We start from the raw sequence: 22,936 nt of genomic DNA on the forward strand, positions 1-22,936 counted from the left end.
GGCTCACACGTCCTTGTTTTGAGGGCGAGCGAATTTCGTGAGACAAGCCTGCGCAAGGGAGGACGTAAAACATGCTGTCACACGTCAAGAAATATGCCCCAGTAGTCTATGCGCTGATCGCCGCCGCAGTCTTTTTGGACAGTTTGCGGTTCAAGTTTACCAATGCGCCCGAAACGCAGGTGATTTTCGGAAAGCTTGATGCGTGGGCTGCCGGCTTCGGGGCGGGGGGATTGTTCGATCAGACCGGCCTGTTCAGCCAGTACGTCATCGGATCAGCTGAGTTGGTAGCCTCAACACTATTGCTCATAGGCCTTGTTCCAGCCCTGCGCCGGTTGCAGACACTGGGCGCATTGATCGCGACCGCTGTCATGACCGGAGCGGTAAGTTTCCATCTGTTCACGCCTCTGGGCATTGATCCGAACAATGATGGAGGCGGCCTTTTCGCCATGGCGGTTGCGGTTTGGCTGGCGTCGATTGCGTATCTCTTGTTTCATCGGAGTACGCTCCTTTCCATTCTCACCGGAGTAGGCCGTGCCATCCTGCCTGGACATGCGCGCACTGTGGTGGACCGTACCTCTGCACCTGCCAAACTGGCATCAGTCCAATCCTGAACCCAGCCGGAGTTTTCGAAATGAAGCTACGTTCGATGATTTTTGCCGCTGGGCTTGCTGGACTGCCCATTGTGGCGGTCGCACCGATCGCGCATGCGGAGCCACCAATCTATACGGGCGTGTTCTCTGACACGGCCTTGCAGGGGTATGACCCTGTCGCCTATTTCACTTCGGGAGCGCCGGTGAAGGGCGATGATGCGTTCACGGCTGACTATATGGGCGCAAAGTTCAAATTCGCTTCTGCGGTCAATCGTGACGCCTTCATAGAAGCCCCGGAAAAATATGCGCCTCAATATGGCGGCTATTGCGCTTGGGCGATGGCGGACGGCAAGCATGCAAAGGGCGATGCAAGATACTGGAAGATCGTCGATGGAAAGCTCTATCTCAATTACAACAAGAGCATCCAGAAGAAGTGGGATTCGGACGTTCCAGCATTCATCGATCGCGCGGATACAGCCTGGTCCAGCATTAATGACTAGGGCAAGCGGCCCAATTGGTTAAAGGGCGTTTTCAGAAAATTGGAGTGCATCTTTCTCCGGCGCGTCCTGCAAAAGCGTGTTGAATCAACTGTTTCGTCCGGCCAGGCGTTCCGGTGCTGCACAAGTCGAAAAATTCCCCGCGTAAACGGCGGGCAAAAAGAATCGCCACAATGGGCCGGTATGATTGGCGGAGGATCAAGCGGGTACCCCATCCGCGAAGATCAGTCCGGTCTGAACGGGCCAGAGGGCACTCGATGCCGTTTGCCACTGACCTGTCAGAGTCCCCCGCGTCCTATGGGCGTGGGGGTTTTCGGTCCGGCCCCCAATATCGGCACAAAAAAACGGGCGGGAGGCCCGCCCGTTTCCGACAAGCATGTCCGCAAGCTTACTTCTTCTTTGCGGCCGGCTTCTTTGCAGCAGGTTTCTTTGCAGCGGGCTTGGTGGCCTTTGCTGCAGGCTTCTTCGCCGATGCGGCCGCTTTCGGAGCGGCAGCCTTCTTGGCTGCCGGCTTTGCCGCAGCTTTTTTCGCAGCGGGTTTCGCCGCTACTTTCTTGGCTGGCTTTGAGGCCGTTTTTGCCACGGTTTTCTTGGCCGCGGGCTTTTTGATGGCGGCCTTCTTGGCCGGCTTTTTCAGAGTTGCTGTTGCCATGTCGGGTCTCCTGTAAATGGCAATATTCAGCCTAGAATGATTCGAGCAAAATCAACTCCATTTTTGCGTAACTCCGCAAAGGGATAGTCTGAGGTCAGACCGCCCGATCAGCCCCGTTCGGCCCACACTTTCAACAGATGGTGCGCGATGGCCATGGGCGGGGGGCAGAAGAAGCGGTCGTGCGTGCCAGCCAGCATGCGTTTGACATCGTCGCGCGTAAGCCACTCAGCCGATTCCAACTCGTCGGTGTCGACCGTGATTTCGTCTGTCTGAGCTTCCAGGATCAGGCCGACCATCAGCGAAGACGGGAAGGGCCAGGGCTGACAAGCGATGTATTCGGCGCTGGCGGGGTCGCAGACAATGCCGGCTTCCTCTTCCAGTTCGCGTGCGGCGGCTTGCTCGATTGTTTCGCCTGGCTCGCAGAAGCCTGCGAGGGAGGAGACAAATCCGGCAGGCCAATTTGCTTGTCGGCCAACAAGGCATTTGTCGCCCTTGACCGCGAGCATGATGGCCACGGGGTCCGTGCGCGGAAAATGCTCGGTGCCGCACGCGGGGCATTCGCGTTTCCAGCCTGCTTCGACAATGGCGGTACCTGCGCCGCACTTGGCGCAGAAGCCATGCGAGGCGTGCCAAAGAAAGATGCTGCGTGCGGTCGAGGAGCAATTGGCTTCCAGCGCGCTCATGCGCCCGGCCGCCGCGCGAAACTCAATGAACTCGCCGACGCCTGCGATGAGAGAGGTTTCAAGATCAAATTTGGGCGGCAGATTAACCGCGAAGACGGGTGCGCCGCTCGTATCCTGACCGAGGAAAATGCGGGGAGAACCCGGCGAGACTTCCTCGATTTCCGGCCCCATCCAGACAAGGCCGCCATCTGTCGCAGCGAATGGATCACCATTGCGCAGCAGCAGGACCAGCACATCGTCGCGCGCAAAAGCTTCATCCAGCCAGGCATCGTCCTTGCGGTGATGCGCGGCACGATCAATCGGCTTGGCAGCAAGCGGCATGTCATTGGAATTGGTCATATGGCGATCCTCACTTTGCCCGGCTGACTTGCCGCCTGAAGGCGGGTTTGTAAATGAGGTTCGCCGCGGCAGGGGCCTGCCTGACAACAAAGCATAGCCAATCGCGGCGGGCACGTGTATGTGCGCGACAAATCAGCCTCCCTCCCGAAAGCATACCCTCCATGTCCACGCCTATCGAGAAAATGCGCAACATCGCGATCATTGCCCACGTTGACCACGGCAAGACCACGCTCGTCGATGAATTGCTGAAACAATCCGGCACGTTCCGCGAGAACGAAAAGACCGCCGAACGGATGATGGATTCCAACGATCTGGAGAAAGAGCGGGGCATTACCATTCTCGCCAAGACGACGTCGGTGGAATGGAAAGACTATCGCATCAACATCGTCGACACGCCCGGACACGCCGATTTCGGTGGTGAAGTGGAGCGTATCCTTCAGATGGTGGATGGCGCCATCGTGCTGGTCGATGCGGCTGAAGGCCCAATGCCACAGACCAAATTCGTTGTTTCCAAGGCCCTGAAAGTCGGCCTTCGCCCGATTGTGGCCGTGAACAAGATCGACAAGCCTGAGCGTCGGCCCGATGAAGTGATCAACGAAGTGTTTGACCTCTTTGCCAATCTCGACGCCTCAGACGACCAGCTCGACTTCCCGATCCTCTACGGCTCGGCCAAGCAGGGCTGGATGAATACCGAATATGAGAACCAGACCGAGAACATGGATTCCCTGTTCCAGATGGTTGTTGATCATGTGCCCGTACCAAAAGTGGAAGAGGGACCGTTCCGCTTCCTCGCCACAACGATTTCTTCCGATCCGTTTCTCGGCCGCATCCTGACGGGCCGCGTCTCGTCCGGCACGATCAAGCCGAACCAATCCATCAAGGTGCTGAACCGTGACGGCGAACTGGTCGAGCAGACCCGCGTCTCCAAAGTGCTGGCGTTCCGCGGCCTGGACCGTGTGCCGGTCGACGAAGCGCAAGCTGGCGATATTGTGTCCCTTGCGGGTACGACGAAGGCAAACGTAGCCGACACATTCTGTGATCCTTCCGTCAGCGAGCCGATCGAAGCGCAACCGATCGATCCGCCAACCATCTCCATGACATTCCGCGTCAATGATTCTCCGCTGGCCGGTACCGAAGGTACGAAAGTCACCAGCCGGATGATCTGGGACCGCCTGCTGAAAGAGGCCGAAGGCAATGTCGCCCTCAAGGTCGAGCGTGCCACCGACGCCGAGGCGTTCACCGTCTCCGGGCGCGGCGAGCTCCAACTGGCCGTCTTGATCGAAACGATGCGCCGCGAAGGCTTTGAACTGGGCGTCTCACGTCCGCAAGTCGTGATGCAGGAAGGCCCGAACGGCGAGAAGCTTGAGCCAATCGAGGAAGTCGTCATCGATGTGGATGACGAGCATTCCGGCGTGGTCGTGCAGAAACTGTCCGAGCGCAAGGCCGACATGCTGGACATGCGCCCGTCGGGTGTCGGTCGTACGCGCATGATTTTCCATGCGCCGACACGCGGCCTGATCGGTTATCAGGGTGAGTTGCTGTCCGACACGCGCGGCACCGCGATCATGAACCGCGTCTTCCACGAATACGCCCCGCACAAGGGCAAGATCCAGGGGCGCCATACGGGCGTTCTGATCGCCATGGAGCAGGGTGAAGCAGTCGCCTTCGCGCTTTGGAACCTGGAAGATCGTGGTCCGATGATGATCCATCCGGGCAACAAGGTGTATGGCGGGATGATTGTTGGCGAGCACAATCGCGACAATGATCTCGAAGTGAACGTGCTGAAGGGCAAGAAGCTGTCCAACGTCCGCGCGTCCGGTACTGATGAGGCTGTGCGTTTGACGCCGCCACTGCAGATGACGCTGGAAAAGTCGCTGGCTTATATCGCCGATGACGAACTGGTTGAGGTCACACCGGAGAACATCCGGCTGCGCAAGGTCTATCTTGACCCGCATGAGCGCAAGCGCGCGGCCAAGAAGGGCGACTAAGTCAGATTGCTGATGCGGGCCGGGGAACCGGTCTGCAATGGCCACGTTGTGTCTTCAGATGTTTTAGAAGCACTGGAGCGCGCAATGTCGTCTTTCGGAATTTACCTGATCGGTTTCCTGGTCCTCGTATCAGGGCTTGCCTATGCAGCCTTTCTGCTTGGTGCCCCGCCGGTCTGGATCGGCACTGGTGCCATCGTGCTGATTGGCTTCGGTATCATTACCGGCGTTGCCAAGACACGTCGTCGGGATGAGACCGCGACAAGCGAGTAGGAGCCAATCCTATACGACAGTCGGCCGCATGGTCGCCGCCTTGCCCTGCACCGATTTTGGCGGAAGCTTTGACAGGTGAAACGCCTTGCGCAGCCATGTATTTGTCGGCGTCTCGAAATAGCGGAAGCTGAGATAGGCAAGAAACGAAGTGAGCGGCAGCACGGTTGCGAACAAGAGAATGGTTGCGACCCAGTCATTGCTGGTGAGGCGGAACAGCGTGACCCCGAATGCTGTCATCAGCAAGGGGTGGATCAGGAAGATCCCATAGCTGATCTTGCCGCCCATCGACAGGAAGTCATTATTCAGCGGTTTGCGGAACAGATCTTGTCCGGCGCAGGCAAACACGACGAGCGCGCTGGAGACAGCATAGACACCCATCCGTCCCCAAGATGGCAAAGTGGTGTTCATGGCGATGGCAAAGCCCGCGATGCCGATCAGGCCAATGGGCCACATCGACGTGCGCTTCACAAATTCCTGAACGGCCTTCTGTCGCAAAGCGAGCCCCATGATGCAGCCCATGGCGAATTCCAGGAGGATCGGGTTTCCGTAGAATTCGCGATAGGGACCTGCGGGCAATAGCTGCGCTCCCGCAATCACGCCAATGGTCATGAGGATGGCGGCGGGAACTTGCACGCGCTCCGGCACGAATAGCGACAGTGAGAAAAGCAAGTAGAACAGCATGATATAGCCAAGCGTCCAGCCCACGAACAGGATCGGCTGGATATCGCCGCCCAGATCATAGTGTGGAAGGAACAGATAGCTGCTCACGATAGAAGACAGGGACGTATCAGCCTCGTGGAAGAGCCACGGGCGCGCCAAGGCGAGGAGCAGGGTCAATGTCGTTGCCGCCCAGTAGAGGGGCACAATTCGCACGGTGCGCTTCATCATGAAGTTCAGGGGCGTGTCATCGGGGCGCGTGATGTAGACCAGAATAAAGCCACTGATCGCAAGGAACAGGTGAAATCCAGGTGCTGCAGAAAAGGTCAGGTGCACAGTGTCCGAATGAGAATGCACGAACGCCCGTATATGGAAGATCGCAATAGCGTAGCAGGACAATGTCCTGAGCAAATTGATACTGTGCAGCATGTCCAGGCCCCCTGACCTGCTTTCGTCCCGTTAGACACGCGAAGCAATGCAAAAGGGGTGCCATCGGACTTCCCGCACGGTCGGTCGGGGCGGGAAGTCGCAAATTTCTCTCAATTTGAAGGGGTTATAGCACCGGAATACCGTTCACGATTTAACGTGAACGGTATTCCGGTTCGGGACTATTCTCCCTCCGATTCCGCATCGATTTTGGCCGGATCATATTTGGCGAACCACCCCATGATATTGTCGGTTTTTGCTATCAGGCGGCTCGGTCGACCTGCAATATAGTGCGAGGACCCGGGCACGCGGATGAGCGCGGTGTCTACGTCATTCATCTTGAGGGCGGTGTAGAACTGCTCTGCTTCCCAGGTCGGGGTTCGCCAGTCTTCTTCGCCAACCATGACCAGAGTCGGCGTGACGACTTGATCGACATACGAGATTGGAGAAAGCTTCAGGAAGGCGTCCGGATTGGACCACGGATCTTCACGTATCCAGTGACGCCGGACAAATTGTGCAATGTCGCCGGCAAGCGCCATCGTCATCCAGTTGATCACCGGTTTGATGGAGGCAGCCGCAGCAAACCGGTCCGTCTTGGTGACGATCCACGCCGTCAGGATGCCGCCTCCAGAACCACCGGTTACAAACAGACGATCAGGATCCGCATATTTACGTGCGACGAGTTCGTCGACCACGCTCATGAGGTCATCATAGTCATAACCCGGATAGGCTTGGTCGATGGCCTGGGCGAATTCTTCTCCGTATCCGGTCGACCCGCGTGGGTTCACATAGACGGTGACATATCCCTCGGCAGCATAGCGCTGAATCTCGCTGGCGAAGAAGGGGCCGTACATGGAGAACGGTCCGCCATGGATTTCGAGGATAAGCGGGAAGCTGCCATCCGCCGTGAAATTCGGGGGCAGGGCAACCCAGGCCTCGATCTCGAGGCCGTCATGGCTGGACGCAACTTTCAGTTCTTCAATGGGTGCCATGTCGAGATAAGGCAGCACATCGGAATTCAATTCCGTCAGGATGCGTCCATTCTTTCCATCCGACCGGATCGTGGCGACTTCAGCGGGCCGATCTGTAAATCCTGCTGTATAAGCAATCTGTTCGCGCCGACCCGATTTTGCCACCGAAAAACTGCCACCTGCATAGGGGCGGCCGATGGATGTGCCGCCGATCCCCGTGACCACCTGGGTAAGGCGACCCTGAAGATCCAGCTCGTTCAGCGTAAGGACGCCATGGTCCTCAAACAGCATGAAGAGGCTTTTGCCATCCGGTGCCCATTCGATCTGACCAGGCGATCCGGGAAAGCCTGACAGGAGCTCACGAACGCCCGAGCCATCCGGGCCCATCACATAAAGGTGGTTCTGCTGGTAGGATTTCAGCTCGTCATCGTAGCCGAGAAAGGCAATTGAGCGTCCGTCCGGTGCGGGCGTGGCGGCGAAGTCCGGCCCGTCGCGTGAGGTGAGGGGCGTGATCTGGAGGTTGGACAGTTCGACCGAATATATCTCGCTCTCAATAGGGTCCATGTCGCGGTCGTCGGCGAGATTGCCCGTGACGAGCAGCGTATCATTGTCGAGCCAGGCTTGCCCGCCCATGTCGGCTTCGCCTGTCGTGACTTGCCGCGGTGTTCCGCCCTCTGCAGGCAGTACGAAGACTTGGTCCGCGCCATCTTCAAGATAGCCGGCACCGTCAAACCGGAAGGTCAGATCGTCAATCACCTTTACCGGATCAGCCCATTTCGCGCCCTCGGGCTGTTTCGGCGGCGTCGCGAAGCCCGGCTTGTCGCCTGGTACGAACATGGAGAAGGCGATGTTGCGGCCATCGGGAGACCAAGTGGCGCCTGATGGGCTCTCCGTGAACTGTGCAAGCGAATAGGACAAGCCGGTGTCCATATAGACGAGTTTCAACTCGGGCTTTCCGCTCGCTGTGCTCGTGTAGAGGACGCGGGAGCCATCGGGCGACCAGCTTGGCGCGCCTGCACTGCCGCCCACACCGAGCAGGGGACGCTGGGCACCACTCTCAATATCAATAATCCATAGATGACCCGTGTCGCGGTCGGTCATCCGGTCCATGCTGTGGCGGACATAGATAATGGTCTTGCCGTCTGGCGAGATCTGCGGGTTGGTCGCATACTCGATGTCGAAGACGCGCTCTGCGGTGAAGCGCTTGCTGTCTTCAGCCGTTTCTTCCTGAGCAATTGCCGAAGTGACGGCCAAAGCCGCCGTCAGGCCTGCAGCGACGCAAATTTGGTGAAGTTTCATTGAGTATCCCTCCAAGAACCCTGTGCCGAAAGGCTAACACGGTATTGGAGGAGGGGTTAAGTGTTTCGGGGTGGACGCTGGCCCTTGCACCGAGCGGCCGCTCGGCGCATATAACCGGCAGGAGGCAGGCGGCGGACGGGTCGCTCGCCAATCGGGTCAGGTCGGGAACGAAGCAGCCCCAACGAGTTTTTTCGCCCGGGTCGCTCGTCTGTCTCCGCCTTACCCATGAAATTCAATCAATTGATGTTGCGCAGGTCTGTGCCCAGCTCGAGGTGCAGCCTCAGGCGCGCCAATGTCCGGAACACAGAGAAGTTCAGCTTCGCGCGCTCCAGAATGTATTGATTGCGGTCGAGCCCCGGGGTCAGTGTGCTGGTCTCCTGAAGGTGCAACAGATGCCGACCATCCTTTTGCGGGACGATTGTGAACTCGCAAGATGATTCGGTCACCGCACAGTGCTTGTCCGTCGACCGCGCAGTCGTGCGATAGCAATAGCGTTTGCGCGGGCGGGATTCGGTGACTTCGAAGACGAGTGTGACATCGGGCTGGTCTGGGTCGCTGGCCTCGAAAATGTCGTAGGCAGGGTTGCCGGCACCGAAGGTAAAGCCGCGCTGGCGCAGGGCATTGCTTGGGGAGGCAAGGTCCAGTCGTTCAAAGATCTCGGCGGCGGGGGCGTCGATGACCGTTTCGCCGTCATTCACGATGGGCGCGTTGGCCCAGTTCTCAAGGGTCTGATTCTTTAGCCAGTTCAGCATAGTATCCTCTTGCAGGTCAGAATTGGACCAATGAGACCATAATGCACGGTGGACGTTAGTGATTGTCTCAACAGGTCGGACCAATCGGTTGAGGAATCGTCACTCTGCGTTAACTGAATCCCTGTCGATTGATCTTCCAAGAGGTAAAATCGGACCAATCTGAAAAGAGATTTGTGATGCAGATTTGTGCAGTCTCTGAAAGGCCAATACTGGCGGGCCATCGATGGGTGTGTTAATCATTGATTAACCAGAATTCCACGGCAAATTTGACGTTTTAGAGACAAGGCCCGTTGACCCGATATTAACCTTCAGACACTATATCTTGTGTCAGGAACGGGGTTGAGAGCAATATCTGGCTTTCAGGGGCTTCCGGACCTATATGTATCTATCGATTCTGAAGGGCTGCTCTTATGTCTGCAACCGAGGCAAAAACTGTGTCTAAATCTGCGCTCCGCAAGGGTAAGCCCAAGGCTGGAGTGGAAGGCCTGCTGCGCGTTGTTGAAGGCAGCCCGATCGTGATGGATCCGTCGCGTGATTCCCTTCTGACCGAATTCGGCAAGAAGACGCTCCAGGATCGCTATTTGCTGCCCGGTGAGTCCTATCAGGACATGTTCGCCCGCGTTTCGCTGGCCTTCGCCGACGACACCGAGCACGCTCAGCGCCTGTACGATTATATGTCCAAGCTCTGGTTCATGCCTGCGACGCCTGTTCTTTCGAACGGTGGCGCGGCACGCGGCCTCCCCATTTCCTGCTTCCTGAACCAGGTTGGCGACTCGCTAGACGATATCGTTGAGACCTGGACCGAGAATGTCTGGCTCGCATCAAATGGCGGCGGCATCGGAACCTATTGGGGCAATGTCCGCTCGATTGGCGAGAAGGTTGGTCAGAACGGTCAGACCTCCGGAATCATCCCGTTCATTCGTGTCATGGATTCGTTGACGCTGGCGATCAGCCAAGGTTCGCTGCGCCGTGGCTCGGCCGCGTGTTACATTGATGTCCACCACCCGGAAATCGAAGAGTTTCTCGAAATCCGCAAGGCGTCCGGCGACTTCAACCGGAAATCCCTGAATCTGCATCACGGTATCAACATCACCGACGACTTCATGGAAGCGGTGAAAAATGATGAGGATTACGGCCTGATCAGTCCGAAGTCGAAGGAAGTTATCCGGACGATCAATGCTCGTAAATTGTGGCAGAAAATTCTTGAGCTGCGCATGCAGACTGGTGAGCCATACCTGTTGTTCACCGACACCGTGAACAACGCCATGCCTGCTCACCAGCGCAAGCTTGGCCTGAAGGTCACACAGTCCAATCTCTGCTCCGAAATTACCTTGCCAACCGGTGTCGACCATGCAGGCCAGGACCGCACCGCTGTGTGCTGCCTGTCTTCGGTCAATGCCGAGAAGTATCTCGAATGGTCCAAGGATGAGACCTTCATCGAAGACATCTTCCGCTTCCTCGACAATGTGCTTGAAGACTTCATCGAGCGCGCGCCGCCGGAAATGGCCCGCGCTGTCTACTCCGCGAAGCGTGAGCGTTCGGTCGGTCTCGGCCTGATGGGTTTCCACTCCTTCCTGCAGACAATGAATGTGCCGCTGGAAAGCGCCATGTCGAAAGTCTGGAACGAGAAGATGTTCAAGCACATCCGGCAGGGTGCCGATGCGGCTTCTGTCAAGCTCGCCAAAGAACGGGGGCCCTGTGAGGATGCCCGTGACGTCGGCATGATGGCCCGTTTCAGCCACAAGATGGCCGTGGCCCCAACAGCATCGATCTCGATCATCTGTGGTGGAACGTCGGCTGGCATTGAGCCAATCCCGGCAAACGTCTACACCCACAAGACGCTGTCAGGTTCCTTCACCGTGAAGAACCAACAGCTCCAGCGTCTTCTGGCCAGCAAGGATATGGACACAGACGAGGTCTGGACCTCAATTCTCGAGCATGAAGGCTCCATCCAGCATCTCGAATGCCTGGACGAACACGAGAAATCTGTGTTCAAGACGGCGTTCGAAATCGACCAGCGCTGGATCATCGAACTGGCGGCCGACCGCACGCCTTATATCTGCCAGTCGCAGTCCCTGAACCTGTTCCTTCCGGGCGACATCGCCAAATGGGACCTTCACATGCTGCACTGGACAGCGTGGGAGCGCGGGCTCAAATCGCTTTATTATTGCCGCTCCAAATCGGTACAGCGCGCGGCATTTGCCGGGTCTGAGAAGTCTGAAGTCCAGAAAATGGACACCCCCAATACCGATTATGACGAGTGTCTTGCTTGCCAATAAGGCTGCGACTGGAAATAGGCATATAACAAAAGGCCGGTGCCTCGTGGGGCCCCGGCCTTTTTTTGCATGGAACTGGCTGAAGGCAGAGATTGAGGCATTTGTGATCGAATAAGCCGAACAATTTCATGAAATTTTACAGCTGGTTAACGGCGCCGATGACCCGAAAATCAGTCAAATGACACCGAAAAAACACAATTTTACCGGGTTCTGGAACAAACACTACACAGGCGAGTTATGACGAGAAGAATTAATGGAATTCGGCCCATTGGCGTTTGAGACGGACGAGTTCTTTATGTTAAGTTAATCGTCAAACGGTCTAATCCTTGAATAGACGAGTGCTCAGGGATGAAGGCATGAGAGGTATAAGGCAGATGGCATTTGCAATTTCTTCCGCAGTCATCACGATGGCGTGCCAGGGATGCGTATCGACGTCTCCACATGAGCAAGTACGCTCCGAACCCGTCGCGCCTCCAACACTTGGTATGCAGATGGCCGCGCCAGCCAATTATGCGCCCAACTCCGTCCCCAATGCAGCTTCCGTCCACGTATTTAGCGCACCCTCGGCCCGGTTTAGTGGCGTACCGCTTGAAGCGACGAATACAGTCGCGGCGCAGATGATCGCCGACCAGCCCATTGACTACCGCTCTCACCCCAATGCCGAGTTTGGAGTCCCAAACAATACGCGCGTCGACTGGGGGACCAGTGAGACGCTCGTCGCAGTGGCCGCCGAGCGCAGCCGGGCTGCACTCTCGCGTCCGGGCCAGCTGGAAAAGAATATCGCCGCCGAGATAGCTATTTCCGCGCCGAAGGAGGTGACTGGCCTCAGTTTTGATGTCGGCCTTGCGCCACGTATTGCGGTCCGGGAAGAGGGCGAAGTCCTTACGCGCCGGGTTGGCGGTGAAGTTCGAATTGGTCAGGATTTCGACCTGCTTGACCGCAACGGACAGCCTCAGGGCTGGTACGTCTTCGCGGGTGCTGACGGGGAGGCGCTTGTATGGGATGCCGATGCCAACGGGTTCCGCCCAAGCCTGGGCGACATGTCGCTCACGGACCAGGTCACCGTCGGTGATCTTCAAGCAGGTGTATCCGTGCAGCGCGGCGGGGGCGAACTGTCGCTCAGTTATATTCGCCGTGAAGTGAAGTATTCAGACCGGAATGTCAGCATCAGCGAGACTGAAGATTTCGCAGGTGTTAGTTTCACGATGCGTCGTTAGCTGCTAATCGACGCCCATGCAGGCTCGATTCCCTCTCATCCAAGCTGCGGCCCTGGTCGCAGCTTTTCTGTATGCTCCGTCGACGTACGCGCAGGAGGGTGAACCGACTGTTCCGCGCAAACCTGCGGTTGTGTCTTTCTCGACGGAAAATGATTTCTTCGGCGGTGGCACGGATCGCAATTATTCCAACGGACTTCGCATAGAGCGCGTGTCCGGCGCAGACAATGTTCATCCTGGTCTCGAATGGGTCGCCGATCGTCTGCCGTGGATTGATCTGGATCGTACCGAACTCCGGCAAGGCTTTGCCATTTCACATGCCATATTCACTCCCGAAGACATTCAGACGTTTACACCCGACCCGACCGACCGGCCGTATGCAGCGTGGCTCGCCCTGTCATCGACCGTGGCTGCCAGCAGCGAAAACACTCAGGACACTCTGCAGGTCAATCTTGGTGTCGTCGGACCATCGGCGGCCGGCGAATTTGTGCAAAACACGTGGCACGAGATCATTGGAGTTGCGACTGCGAAAGGGTGGGATCACCAGCTGAAGGATGAGCCGGGAGTCGAAGTCATTGCCCAGCGAATGCAGATGTTTGACGGCCCAAACTTGCCACTCGGGCTGGAGACTGATTTTGGAGCGCACGTCGGAGTCGCGCTCGGCAATGTGCGCACATATGGATCTGCAGGCCTGACGGCGCGAATCGGATGGGACCTGAATTCGAGCTTCGGTCCCCCGCGCATCCGTCCAGCCCTCTCAGGGGCAGGGGAGTTCGTGCCCGGAACGCCGGAAGATCCGCTTGGTGGCTATTTCTTCGTGGGCGTGGACGGGCGGGCCGTGGCCCGTGACATGTTTCTGGATGGAAATCTGTGGCGGGATGGGCCGCGCGTTGAAGATCGTCGGACGGTAGTGGGCGATATTCAGGCGGGCGTGGCGGTCCATTACCGCAGCGTGCAAGTCGCCTTCACTTTCGTGAACCGAACTGAAGAGTTTGTCCGCCAAGACGGCCCGCAACGGTTTGGCGCCTTGTCGATCAGTATCTCCCGCTAAATTCCTGTTTCCTTCGCGGCTGTCTTGCGTGCCTTTTGGCCTCGTCGCACAGTGCGAGAAAACGGTGCGTGAACGCGTCGCTATGGGAGGAAGATATGCGAGTTCTATTTGGTGTGGCTGCAGCCATCCTGCTGGTGGCCTGTTCTCCGGGCACACAGACGAATATTCCTGAGTCCATGGCCAAGGCTCCGCCGAAGGGCGAGGCGACGGATACGACCCGCGCAGCAAATGCGGCTGTGGCTGACCGCCTGCCTCTGGAAGACACTTCCGATTTTGTTGACGCAACGCGCGGTCTGCTGGCGCAGCTGAAACAGGACACGATCACCGACGTCGATGGTAATGTCGTTTGGCAGGTCAGCCGTCGGGACTTCATTGACGGGGACAGCCCCGACACAGTGAATCCATCGCTTTGGAGGCAGGAGCGTCTGAACTCCGAACATGGCCTGTTTGAAGTCATGGATGGGATCTATCAGGTTCGCGGGTATGACCTAGCGGTCATGTCGGTCATCCGGGGCGATACTGGCTGGATCATTGTAGACCCGCTGCTCAGTCAGGAGACAGCTGCGGCTGCTTTGGGACTGGTCAATGACACGCTGGGGAATCGCCCCGTCACGGGCGTGATCTATACCCATTCCCATGGTGACCATTTCGGCGGTGTGCGCGGTGTGATCGACGAAGCCGACATCGAAGCGCGCGGTGTACCCGTGCTCGCACCAGTTGGCTTTACGAAATCCGCCGTCGCCGAGAATTTGCTGGCCGGGAACTATATGAGCCGACGAGCTGTGCTGATGTTTGGCAATACGTTACCCAGCGGCCCGACAGGGCAGGTAGGCGTGGGGCTGGGGCCAGCGCTTTCCCAAGGCACGATCGGTCTGATCGCGCCGACAGAGGAGGTACCAGGCCGTGGAACCGTTCGCGTGGTAGACGGAGTTACGTTTGAGTTCGTCGATGCGGCGGGTACCGAAGCGCCTGCGGAATTCATGTTCTATCTACCGGACTTCAACGCGCTCTGCACGGCCGAAGTCGCGACAGCAACGTTCCACAATGCACTCACCTTGCGAGGCGCAAAGGTTCGCGACCTGCTCGAATGGAGCCGCGTGATCGACTATGTTTTGACTGAATATGGCGGGCGGTCGGACGTCGTTTTCGCATCGCACCATTGGCCGACATTCGGGCAGGAGAATGTCGAGACCTTCCTGCGGGGTCAGCGCGATATTTATCGGTATACGCATGACCAGACTGTTCGCCGGGCAAATCGCGGTGAAACCCAGTTCGAAATTGCCGAAGAACTCGCTGAACCTGCGGTGCAATCAGAGAATTTCGATACGCGTGGTTACTACGGCACGCTGAACCATAATGCGAAAGCCGTCTATCAAGGGTATTTCGGGTGGTGGGATGGTGTGCCGGCGACGTTCAATGCACACCCACTGGAAGCGAAGGCCAGTCGGTTCATCAAGGCCGTTGGCGGCGAAGAGGCGGCCATCGTCATTGGGCAGGAAGCCTTCGAGGAAGGCGACTATCGTTGGGCTGCCGAAGTTTTGAACTATGCGGTCTTTGCCAATCCTCAGAATCAGGTTGCGCGAGACTGGCTGGCTGCGAGCTATGAGCAGATGGGCTTTCAGGCAGAAAGCGGCGCGTGGCGCGATTTCTATCTAACGGGAGCGCAGGAGCTTCGTAACGGCCTTGCCGATGCCGGAGCGGTGCGCACCCGAAGCCGTGAGTTCGTCGAGGGGGTGCCCACGATTGAACTATTCAATGCGCTAGCCGTTCGCTATGCGCCCGAAAAGCTCAGCAGGGAGCCGTTCGAACTGAACTTCCAGTTTACGGACATTGAGGAGGAGTTCGTCATTGATGTAGGGAACGCCACGGCCTTCCCACGCCCCGGTGTCCAGTCCGATGATGCCGTGGCAACGCTTACCCTGTCGCGCGATGCCTTCAATGACCTGATTCTGCAAACCCGCAGCTTTCGCGAGATCGCCGCTGCCGGGGAGGCGTCAATCGAGGGTGACCCCACCGCACTGCTCGCCTGGTTCTCGGCGCTGGAGACTCCGGACTTCTGGTTCAACGTCGTGGAGCCTTAGGCGGCGTCAGTCTTCCAACTGGTCACGGAAAAAGTCAGCGATCATCGGCGCGACCTTGTCACCTTTGGCGCCCAGACGATCATTCAGGCTCTTGTGATCGCGGTTCTTGACGAGGCGCGCTTCGGCCTTGTGTCCGGCGCTGTTCAGCGCTTCTGCCAATTCCTTGGCGCGGCTCGGCGCGACAGCTCGGTTCACATAGAGCAGGAGGAAAGGTGGGATGTCGGTTGTTTCTTCTACCAGTAGGGTCGGGGAGGCAGCCGTCCAGACGTCTGGGTCATCGCTGGTAAAGGTGGAGTGGTAGAATTCGGGGATATCGCCATCACTGCCGGTGCGAGCCATATTGTAGGCGGCGCTATCCATGGCGACGACGCCTTTGATCACGCCTGGCGTCAGATCAAATGCGTCCAGATAGTCCGGATCGATCGCAGTGAGCGCTGCCATATGAGCCCCGGCAGAGTGACCCATCAGGAAGATACTGTTCGGGTCGCCCCCGAACTCTGTTGCGTGCTCATGGAAGTATGCGATCGCGGCGGCCGTATCCTGCTGTTGGGCGGGGAAGGGATGTGCGGGCGACAGGCGGTAATTTACGGCAATGAAGACAAAGCCCTGATCGTTGAAATAACGCGCCTGAAACATGCCCAATGCGCTCAGCTTGTTGCCAAAGGTCCAAGCGCCGCCATGCATCATGAGAATCACCGGCGCATTGTCCGCATCATCAGGAATGTAGACATCAGCCCGTACGTCGCCGGGATCAAGGCCGGGCGCATCTGCATATATTACATCCCTCACCACTTTAGCATTTGCGGGTGGGGCAAACGCGAAAGCCGAAATCAGGGCAAGAAGAATGGCACTGAAGAAACGCATGAATATCTTGTCTCGTAAGGCGGGAATGGAACGCATGGGTATCGGTTTGGTGCCGATCATTCTGCACTAAACCGCATGGCGCCACCCCTACGAGGGAAATATGCCAAAACTGTGGGCAAGCCTGTGAACAAGTGCGGTTTGCCGCAGTCAAACATCTTGCGGCAATGGCCTCAATGAGGCACTATATATGGTGTAGATTGTCACAGAAAACGCAGTAAATGACGTAGGAGGCCCTGATGGCTGACGGAAATTCCAATGTGCCCGGACTGCTGACCCCGAGCCGGGCGTACAAGCCCTTCCGTTACCCGTGGGCGTATGACTTCTGGAAGGTCCAGCAGCAGGTACACTGGATGCCGGAAGAAGTGCCCCTCGGCGAGGATTGCAAGGATTGGGCGGTGAAGCTCAATGATTCCGAGCGCAATCTGCTGACCCAGATCTTCCGCTTCTTCACCCAGTCTGACGTCGAAGTCGGTGCGAACTATATGGAGCATTACATGCCCCTGTTCAAACCGACTGAAGTGTCGATGATGCTGGCCTCGTTCTCCAATATGGAGACGATCCATATCGCGGCGTATGCTTTGCTGCTCGAAACCATCGGCATGCCCGACTCGGAATTCTCGGCCTTCATGGAATATGAGGAGATGGCCGCCAAGCACGACTATCTCGGCCAGTTTGGCACAGAAACGAATGAAGACATTGCTGTTTCCATGGCGGTCTTTGGCGGCTTCACGGAAGGCCTTCAGCTGTTCGCCAGTTTCGCGATGCTGATGAACTTCCCGCGCTTCAACAAGATGAAGGGCATGGGCCAGATCGTGTCCTGGTCTGTACGGGATGAGTCGCTGCACTGCGAAGGCATGATCAAGCTGTTCCACACGTTCTGTGCTGAGACCGGCGTCATGAATGACGCGCTGCGCGAGCGGATTCGCGAGTGCTGTCGCACCGTCGTGACGCTGGAAGACAAATTTATCGAACTCGCATTCGAAATGGGTCCGGTCGAAGGCATGACCGCCGACGATATCAAGCAGTACATTCGCTACATCGCGGACTGGCGTCTCGGCCAGCTGAAGCTTGAGCCGGTGTTCGGTGTGACCAAGCACCCGATCCCATGGCTGACGGAAATCCTGAACGGGGTAGAGCACGCAAACTTCTTTGAGCAGCGTGCAACCGAATATTCCAAAGGTGCGACCAGCGGTGACTGGCACGGCGATGATGGCGTGTGGTCAAAGTTCGACACGCGCAAGCCTGCGGACGCGACCGTCGGTTAGCATTTGGCCGCCGCTTTCAAGCGAGATTAAAAAGGCGCGCGGTCTGAATGGATCGTGCGCCTTTTACATTGTGGCCAAGGTTGCTTCTGAAGCAAATGCCCCGCCGAATGCAATGAGGGGCTGCCCGTGGCCCTGGGCAGCCCCTCCAACGCTATTCCGGGAGGAAAAGGTCTAGCGTTGTCCCGCGTCAGCGACGAGGGTTACAGCTTGGCGCGCAAAGACAGGCGCGGTCGGGAGGCTGGAGATTTCCTGCTTGTCCAGGATTTTCTTCAAAGCAGCCTTCTTGATATTCTTGGTACATGTACGGTCTACAACCGGTTGGCTGGTGACCGGGGAGCGTGTTGAGCAGGCTTCCTTGGCTTGCGCCTCGATGGATTCGAGAACGACAGCTGCGCCAGCGTCGGATGCCAGCAGGGCCTTGTCATAGGCAATTTCTACAGTGATGGGTTTGCCTTCTGCATTTGCAGCAGCAGGAACGATGATCGCGGCGGCCATCAGGACCGGGATGATGAACTTTTTCATGTCAAAACTACCTTCAGAGTTAGCGACGGCGTGATTGCCGACAGGGAACTCCTCCCGCCCCATGCGACGTCATTGTTCTGTTCTCCCCACAGTGACACCGAAGTGTCATGGCCTTTCCGTGCGGGATTGACGTTTCATGTTGCACCGCAACAAAAGCGCATGTTTCCGCATGGCTCAAGTGAAAGGTGCAAGGCAGAAAGTCATAGCTGGGTTGCACCTCATGTTTGCACGAAGGCTGTGCGGACCGTGCTCATTTGTTTGTCATATGCGACCGGCTCAGGCTCGTAGATTGACAGAACGTCGCAATCCCGCCATTTGACGCCATGTCGAAATTGAACACACCCGAACACGTTATAGATGCGCTGGAAAACCTGTATTCCGACGCCGTTTCCGCCCTGTCCTCGGCCCTGGACATGTTCCTTCATTCCGGAAAGCCACCGGCGCCCGCGCTGCGCGAATCCGGCGCGTTCTGCTATCCGCAAATCAGGATCGTCTACAATCCCGACGGACCACCCCCGCCGATTTCGCGCGCCTTCGGCAAGATGTCAGAAGCTGGCACATATGTTTCCACCATCACGAGGCCGGACTTTTTCCGCGACTATCTGACAGAACAGCTCTCCCTGTTGATGCGGGACTATGACATTGATGTGTATGTCGAGCAGTCGGATTCCGAAATTCCGTATGCCTATGTGTGGGAGCAGGGGCAGGCCAGTGGACTTGACGAGATCTCGCCAGCTGAACTGGCGCGTCACTTCCCAAGTCCAAACCTTGCCGATATTGGTGATGAAGTGGCCGATGGGGAGCTATACGAGCCCTATGAAACCCATCCACTGGCATTGTTCGACGCGCAGCGAGTCGATTTCTCTCTGAAGCGGCTGCAACATTATTGCGGTACGCCCGTTGAGCATTTCCAGCATTATGTGCTGTTCACGAACTATCACCGTTACGTCGATGCGTTTTGTGACTGGGCGTTGGACAAGCTGACAGAAGACAATCACTACACGTCTCTATCTGTTCCGGGCGGGTTGGAGGTCTCTGAGCCCACCGACACGTCCCGAACAGAAATCGATGCTTCACCTTGGCGCCGATTCCAAATGCCAGCCTATCATTTGCGCGCGCCGAATGGCGGCGGCATCACATTGGTGAATATCGGTGTCGGTCCATCCAATGCGAAGACCATCACAGACCATCTCGCCGTGTTGCGGCCTGAAGTCTGGCTTATGGTTGGCCATTGTGGCGGGCTGCGCCATAGTCAGGCAATCGGAGACTATGTGTTGGCGCATGCCTATTTGCGAGAAGACCATGTGCTCGACGCTGTTCTACCGCCGGAAATTCCCGTGCCGCCAATTGCCGAAGTGCAAGTCGCGCTGCAACAGGCGGCTGCGTCTGTGACGGGTGAGGACGAGAAACAGTTGAAACGGCGGTTGCGGACCGGAACGGTTGTGACAACGGATGATCGGAACTGGGAACTGCGCTTCTCTGCGTCCGCGCGCCGGTTCAACAAATCCCGAGCAATTGCGATCGATATGGAAAGCGCGACAATTGCTGCGAATGGCTTCCGCCTGCGCGTTCCATATGGTGTGCTGCTCTGCGTATCGGACAAACCTCTCCACGGTGAGATCAAGCTGCCGGGTGCGGCGAACCGCTTTTATGAGCGGGCCATTGGCGAGCATATTCGTATCGGAATAGAAACACTGGAACGTTTGTCGGCGGACAAAGGTGCGAAGCTGCACAGCCGCAAACTGCGCGCCTTTGACGAGCCACCGTTCAGATAGGCAGAGCCGTCTGGCAACAAAAAAAGGCGCAAGGCCCGGAAAACCGAAAACCTTGCGCCTTCGCCCTGGCTCACCTGAGCCCAAGCCTGTCTACTGCAGTTTGGTAATCTTTGTGCCTTCAATGCTGATGCCAGCCATCAGGCCTTTCTGGTCGAAAACAAATGCGTACGCGTCTTCCTTCAGTGTAGACGTGGAGAGGTTTTCTGCAACGCCCGCATTCACAAGAACCACAGTTGGTCCGACGCCGATCTCCCAGCCTTCGGATTTCTTGAGGTAGTCCACCGCATCATCATTCATCAGGAAGACAGCATAACCATATGACTGTGCGCCAGCCTGCAGCCCCCAGGACCCGGTGAATGAGCTGTAGTAATCAACAGTCGATCCACCACGGATCAGCTCGCCTTCGCCATACGCTCCGCCGACCCCCAGTCCGGCCTTGACCATGGATGGGAAGACCAGAACCGCGCGAGACTGGCTGTTTATGGCGCGGGCAGCGGCGTTCTCGCTGACCAGCTTGTTGAGAGCGGCGCGGCTCCCAGCGTCAATCTGCGCGCGGTCCACTTCGTCTGGGAGGGATGAGCAGGCGCTGAGGCCGAGGGAAGTACTGGCGGCGAGGCAACCTGCAAGCAGGGCAGAACGAAACTTCATCATGGACTTTGCTCCTTCATGACATCAGTACGCTTGAACTCCGGATTCCGGGCAAGGTTCCCGGAAGCGAGTCACAAGATACCGCACTTTCGTTGACTTGTATCAATCAGCTGATCGGCTTTCCACCGGTTACGCCAATGATTTCGCCGCTGATATAGCTCGACTCCTGCGAGGCGAGGAAGACAAAGGTGGGTGCTAGCTCCGCTGGCTGGCCCGGCCGACCCATGGGCGTGCCCTTTCCGAATTCCTGCACTTTTTCCTGTGTTTGTCCGCCGGAGGGCTGGAGCGGCGTCCAGAACGGGCCCGGGGCAACGCCGTTAACGCGGACGCCGCGCTCGATCGCACCCTGAGCAATGGCCTCGGTGAAACCGCGAATGGCAAACTTGCTGGTGGCGTAGTCGAGCAGATAGGGAGCTGGGCTGAAGCCCTGATTGGACGTAACATTGATGATGGCCGCGCCGGGCGGCATGAGGGGGAGCGCAGCCTTGGTCAGCCAGAACATGGCATAGACATTGGTCTTCATGGTTTCATCGAACTGTTCATCGGAAATGTCTTCGATGCCCGGTTGGCGCACCTGCTTGCCCGCATTGTTCACCAGAATGTCGATTCCGCCCATTCTCTCATGGGCTTCCTTGATCAGGGTATTGCAGAATTCCTTGTCGGTCAGATTGCCGGGCATGCGGTGTACGGCGTGGCCTTCGCCTTCCAGCAGGTCGCAGACCCAGTCGGCGTCTTCTTTCTCTTCGGGAAGGTAGTTGATGCAGACCTCTGCCCCTTCGCGGGCATAGGCGATGGCAATTGCGCGACCGATCCCCGAATCGCCACCGGTGATCAGTGCCTTGCGGTCCTTCAGGCGGCCGAAGCCCTGATAGCTGTTCTCGCCATGATCTGCTTTTGGCTCCATCTTGTGATCGAACCCTGGCTTGTCCTGCGGTTGCTTGGGGAAGGGCGGTTGTGGGTACTGCGTTCTTGGGTCACGCATGTCATATTGGGTTTTGACGGTCTCGGTCATGGGGGCCTCTTCGAATTGGTGTGTCTCAATTCAACAGCGCCCAGGCCAACCGGTTCCCCTCATATTTCAGTCTCTGGTGGTTTCCCCTTGGACTCTCGGATTGCCGCGTCGTGAACGCAACCTGAATGACCGACCCGGCCAATATTCAGGCTGGGTCCGGCTTTTGCCAGTCATGTGGCTGAAAAGAAGGGGAATAAACCATGCAAGACTGGTTCGATCAGATTGACATAAATCAGTATCTTCCGTCGGCGCTCTCGTGGGCGACCAATATCCTGCTCGCCCTGCTCATCCTGATTATAGGGTTCTGGATCGCCGGACGGGTCGGCAAGAGCATCCGAAATGCGGGTGAACGCAATGAGCGGTTGGACGACACGCTGTTTCGCTTCATGGGGAGCGTCGCGAAGTACGTTATCCTCGCTTTTGTCATCATTGCGGTCTTGAACCGTTTTGGCGTTGAGACGACCTCCATCGTGGCGCTGCTCGGCGCGGCCAGCCTCGCGGTCGGCCTGGCTCTGCAGGGAGCGATGTCGAATCTCGCGGCGGGGGTCATGCTGATGGTGTTCCGCCCCTACAAGGTGGGCGATTTCATTGACGCGGCTGGGAAGTTTGGGAAGGTGGACGAGATCACCCTGTTCACCACAGTGCTTCAGACATTCGACAATCAGCAGATCATTATTCCCAACGGCCAGATCTGGGGCGACCAGATCATCAATCACAGCCACCACCCGGTACGCGGTGTGGATATGCATTTCGGCGTGGCCTATGGCGAAGACATCGACAAGGCCCGCGCGACCATCGACAAGGTGCTGGCCGATCATCCTCACATCCTGAAGGATCCTGCACCCTTCGTTGAGGTCGAGACCCTCAATGACAGCTCGGTAGACTTCATCGTGCGGCCATTCTGTGAGGGCGCGCATTACTTCGATGTGCGCTATTCGCTTCCCGAGCAGGTGAAGAAGGCGCTGGATGCAGCTGGCATCGAGATTCCATTTCCCCATCGCAAGGTGATTGTGGTCAACGAAAACAGCTGAGCGGAAGGGGAGGGTCACAAAACCTTCCCCGACGCCCATCTGGACGATTGCGGCGTGGCGCGGTACCTCGCAT

At 57.4% G+C, this 22,936-nt stretch carries 20 protein-coding genes and 1 other RNA gene; 12 read left to right on the forward strand and 9 right to left on the reverse strand.

What is annotated here, in order from left to right:
• Positions 1–71: 71 nt before the first annotated feature.
• Together CFA77_RS03870 and CFA77_RS03875 are read left to right on the forward strand one after the other, a co-directional pair.
• Positions 72–611 carry a hypothetical protein gene (locus CFA77_RS03870; protein WP_242517476.1) on the forward strand — a complete coding sequence of 180 codons (540 nt, stop codon included), beginning with the start codon at positions 72–74 and terminating at the stop codon, positions 609–611.
• A gap of 20 nt (positions 612–631) precedes the next feature.
• Complete coding sequence (locus CFA77_RS03875; protein ID WP_206992333.1) at positions 632–1,090, forward strand: YHS domain-containing (seleno)protein; 459 nt, start codon at positions 632–634, stop codon at positions 1,088–1,090.
• Positions 1,091–1,475: 385 nt separating this feature from the next.
• Here CFA77_RS03875 and CFA77_RS03880 read toward each other — a convergent pair whose 3' ends face one another.
• Complete coding sequence (locus CFA77_RS03880) at positions 1,476–1,739, reverse strand: hypothetical protein (protein WP_206992334.1); 264 nt, start codon at positions 1,737–1,739, stop codon at positions 1,476–1,478.
• Between the two features lie 107 nt (positions 1,740–1,846).
• Positions 1,847–2,761, reverse strand: a complete 915-nt coding sequence (gene nudC, locus CFA77_RS03885) for an NAD(+) diphosphatase (protein ID WP_206992335.1) — start codon at positions 2,759–2,761, stop codon at positions 1,847–1,849.
• A gap of 161 nt (positions 2,762–2,922) precedes the next feature.
• Between nudC and typA the strand changes: the two genes are divergently transcribed.
• Both typA and CFA77_RS03895 read left to right on the forward strand, forming a co-directional pair.
• Positions 2,923–4,749: a translational GTPase TypA gene (typA, locus tag CFA77_RS03890; RefSeq protein WP_034816009.1), complete on the forward strand. Its 1,827-nt coding sequence runs from the start codon at positions 2,923–2,925 to the stop codon at positions 4,747–4,749.
• 84 nt (positions 4,750–4,833) lie between these two features.
• Positions 4,834–5,019, forward strand: a complete 186-nt coding sequence (locus CFA77_RS03895) for a hypothetical protein (protein WP_206992336.1) — start codon at positions 4,834–4,836, stop codon at positions 5,017–5,019.
• 9 nt (positions 5,020–5,028) lie between these two features.
• Here the strand turns inward: CFA77_RS03895 and CFA77_RS03900 are convergent, their stop codons facing one another.
• Positions 5,029–6,105, reverse strand: a complete 1,077-nt coding sequence (locus CFA77_RS03900; protein ID WP_206992337.1) for an acyltransferase — start codon at positions 6,103–6,105, stop codon at positions 5,029–5,031.
• Positions 6,106–6,284: 179 nt separating this feature from the next.
• Positions 6,285–8,372 (reverse strand): S9 family peptidase, encoded by a 2,088-nt coding sequence (locus CFA77_RS03905; RefSeq protein WP_206992338.1) that lies wholly within the window; start codon positions 8,370–8,372, stop codon positions 6,285–6,287.
• 119 nt (positions 8,373–8,491) lie between these two features.
• On the opposite strand from CFA77_RS03905, the gene ffs reads away from it, so the two are divergent.
• An RNA gene (ffs, locus tag CFA77_RS03910) (signal recognition particle sRNA small type) lies at positions 8,492–8,592 on the forward strand.
• A gap of 16 nt (positions 8,593–8,608) precedes the next feature.
• On the opposite strand, the gene CFA77_RS03915 is transcribed toward ffs, so the two are convergent.
• Positions 8,609–9,124, reverse strand: coding sequence for a hypothetical protein (locus tag CFA77_RS03915; protein ID WP_206992339.1), 516 nt, complete (start codon positions 9,122–9,124; stop codon positions 8,609–8,611).
• A gap of 410 nt (positions 9,125–9,534) precedes the next feature.
• Between CFA77_RS03915 and CFA77_RS03920 the strand changes: the two genes are divergently transcribed.
• The 4 genes from CFA77_RS03920 (at position 9,535) to CFA77_RS03935 (ending at position 15,746) form a co-directional block, all read left to right on the forward strand.
• A complete protein-coding gene (locus CFA77_RS03920) occupies positions 9,535–11,403 on the forward strand; it encodes a ribonucleoside-diphosphate reductase subunit alpha (protein WP_051607928.1) in 1,869 nt (622 codons plus the stop codon).
• A 371-nt stretch (positions 11,404–11,774) separates the two neighbouring features.
• A complete protein-coding gene (locus CFA77_RS03925) occupies positions 11,775–12,617 on the forward strand; it encodes a lipid A-modifier LpxR family protein (RefSeq protein WP_206992340.1) in 843 nt (280 codons plus the stop codon).
• A 16-nt stretch (positions 12,618–12,633) separates the two neighbouring features.
• Entirely contained in the window at positions 12,634–13,665 is a 1,032-nt protein-coding gene (locus tag CFA77_RS03930; protein WP_206992341.1) for a lipid A deacylase LpxR family protein, read from the forward strand.
• Positions 13,666–13,760: 95 nt separating this feature from the next.
• Positions 13,761–15,746, forward strand: coding sequence for an alkyl/aryl-sulfatase (locus CFA77_RS03935; protein WP_206992342.1), 1,986 nt, complete (start codon positions 13,761–13,763; stop codon positions 15,744–15,746).
• Between the two features lie 6 nt (positions 15,747–15,752).
• Here the strand turns inward: CFA77_RS03935 and CFA77_RS03940 are convergent, their stop codons facing one another.
• Positions 15,753–16,535: an alpha/beta hydrolase gene (locus CFA77_RS03940; RefSeq protein WP_206992343.1), complete on the reverse strand. Its 783-nt coding sequence runs from the start codon at positions 16,533–16,535 to the stop codon at positions 15,753–15,755.
• Positions 16,536–16,846: 311 nt separating this feature from the next.
• On the opposite strand from CFA77_RS03940, the gene CFA77_RS03945 reads away from it, so the two are divergent.
• Entirely contained in the window at positions 16,847–17,875 is a 1,029-nt protein-coding gene (locus CFA77_RS03945) for a ribonucleotide-diphosphate reductase subunit beta (RefSeq protein WP_206992344.1), read from the forward strand.
• A 171-nt stretch (positions 17,876–18,046) separates the two neighbouring features.
• On the opposite strand, the gene CFA77_RS03950 is transcribed toward CFA77_RS03945, so the two are convergent.
• Positions 18,047–18,397, reverse strand: a complete 351-nt coding sequence (locus tag CFA77_RS03950) for a UrcA family protein (RefSeq protein WP_206992345.1) — start codon at positions 18,395–18,397, stop codon at positions 18,047–18,049.
• A gap of 323 nt (positions 18,398–18,720) precedes the next feature.
• Here CFA77_RS03950 and CFA77_RS03955 point away from each other — a divergent pair, with 323 nt between their 5' ends.
• Positions 18,721–20,172 (forward strand): AMP nucleosidase, encoded by a 1,452-nt coding sequence (locus CFA77_RS03955; protein WP_206992346.1) that lies wholly within the window; start codon positions 18,721–18,723, stop codon positions 20,170–20,172.
• A gap of 90 nt (positions 20,173–20,262) precedes the next feature.
• On the opposite strand, the gene CFA77_RS03960 is transcribed toward CFA77_RS03955, so the two are convergent.
• The gene (locus CFA77_RS03960) at positions 20,263–20,823 is read right to left on the reverse strand and encodes a YSC84-related protein (RefSeq protein WP_206992347.1); all 561 of its coding nucleotides are present in this window, start codon (positions 20,821–20,823) and stop codon (positions 20,263–20,265) included.
• Between the two features lie 103 nt (positions 20,824–20,926).
• Complete coding sequence (locus tag CFA77_RS03965; RefSeq protein WP_242517477.1) at positions 20,927–21,832, reverse strand: SDR family oxidoreductase; 906 nt, start codon at positions 21,830–21,832, stop codon at positions 20,927–20,929.
• A gap of 200 nt (positions 21,833–22,032) precedes the next feature.
• On the opposite strand from CFA77_RS03965, the gene CFA77_RS03970 reads away from it, so the two are divergent.
• Positions 22,033–22,863 carry a mechanosensitive ion channel family protein gene (locus tag CFA77_RS03970; RefSeq protein WP_206992348.1) on the forward strand — a complete coding sequence of 277 codons (831 nt, stop codon included), beginning with the start codon at positions 22,033–22,035 and terminating at the stop codon, positions 22,861–22,863.
• Positions 22,864–22,936 lie beyond the last annotated feature (73 nt).

Source organism: Hyphomonas sp. KY3 (genome assembly GCF_017309975.1).
GTDB lineage: Bacteria > Pseudomonadota > Alphaproteobacteria > Caulobacterales > Hyphomonadaceae > Hyphomonas.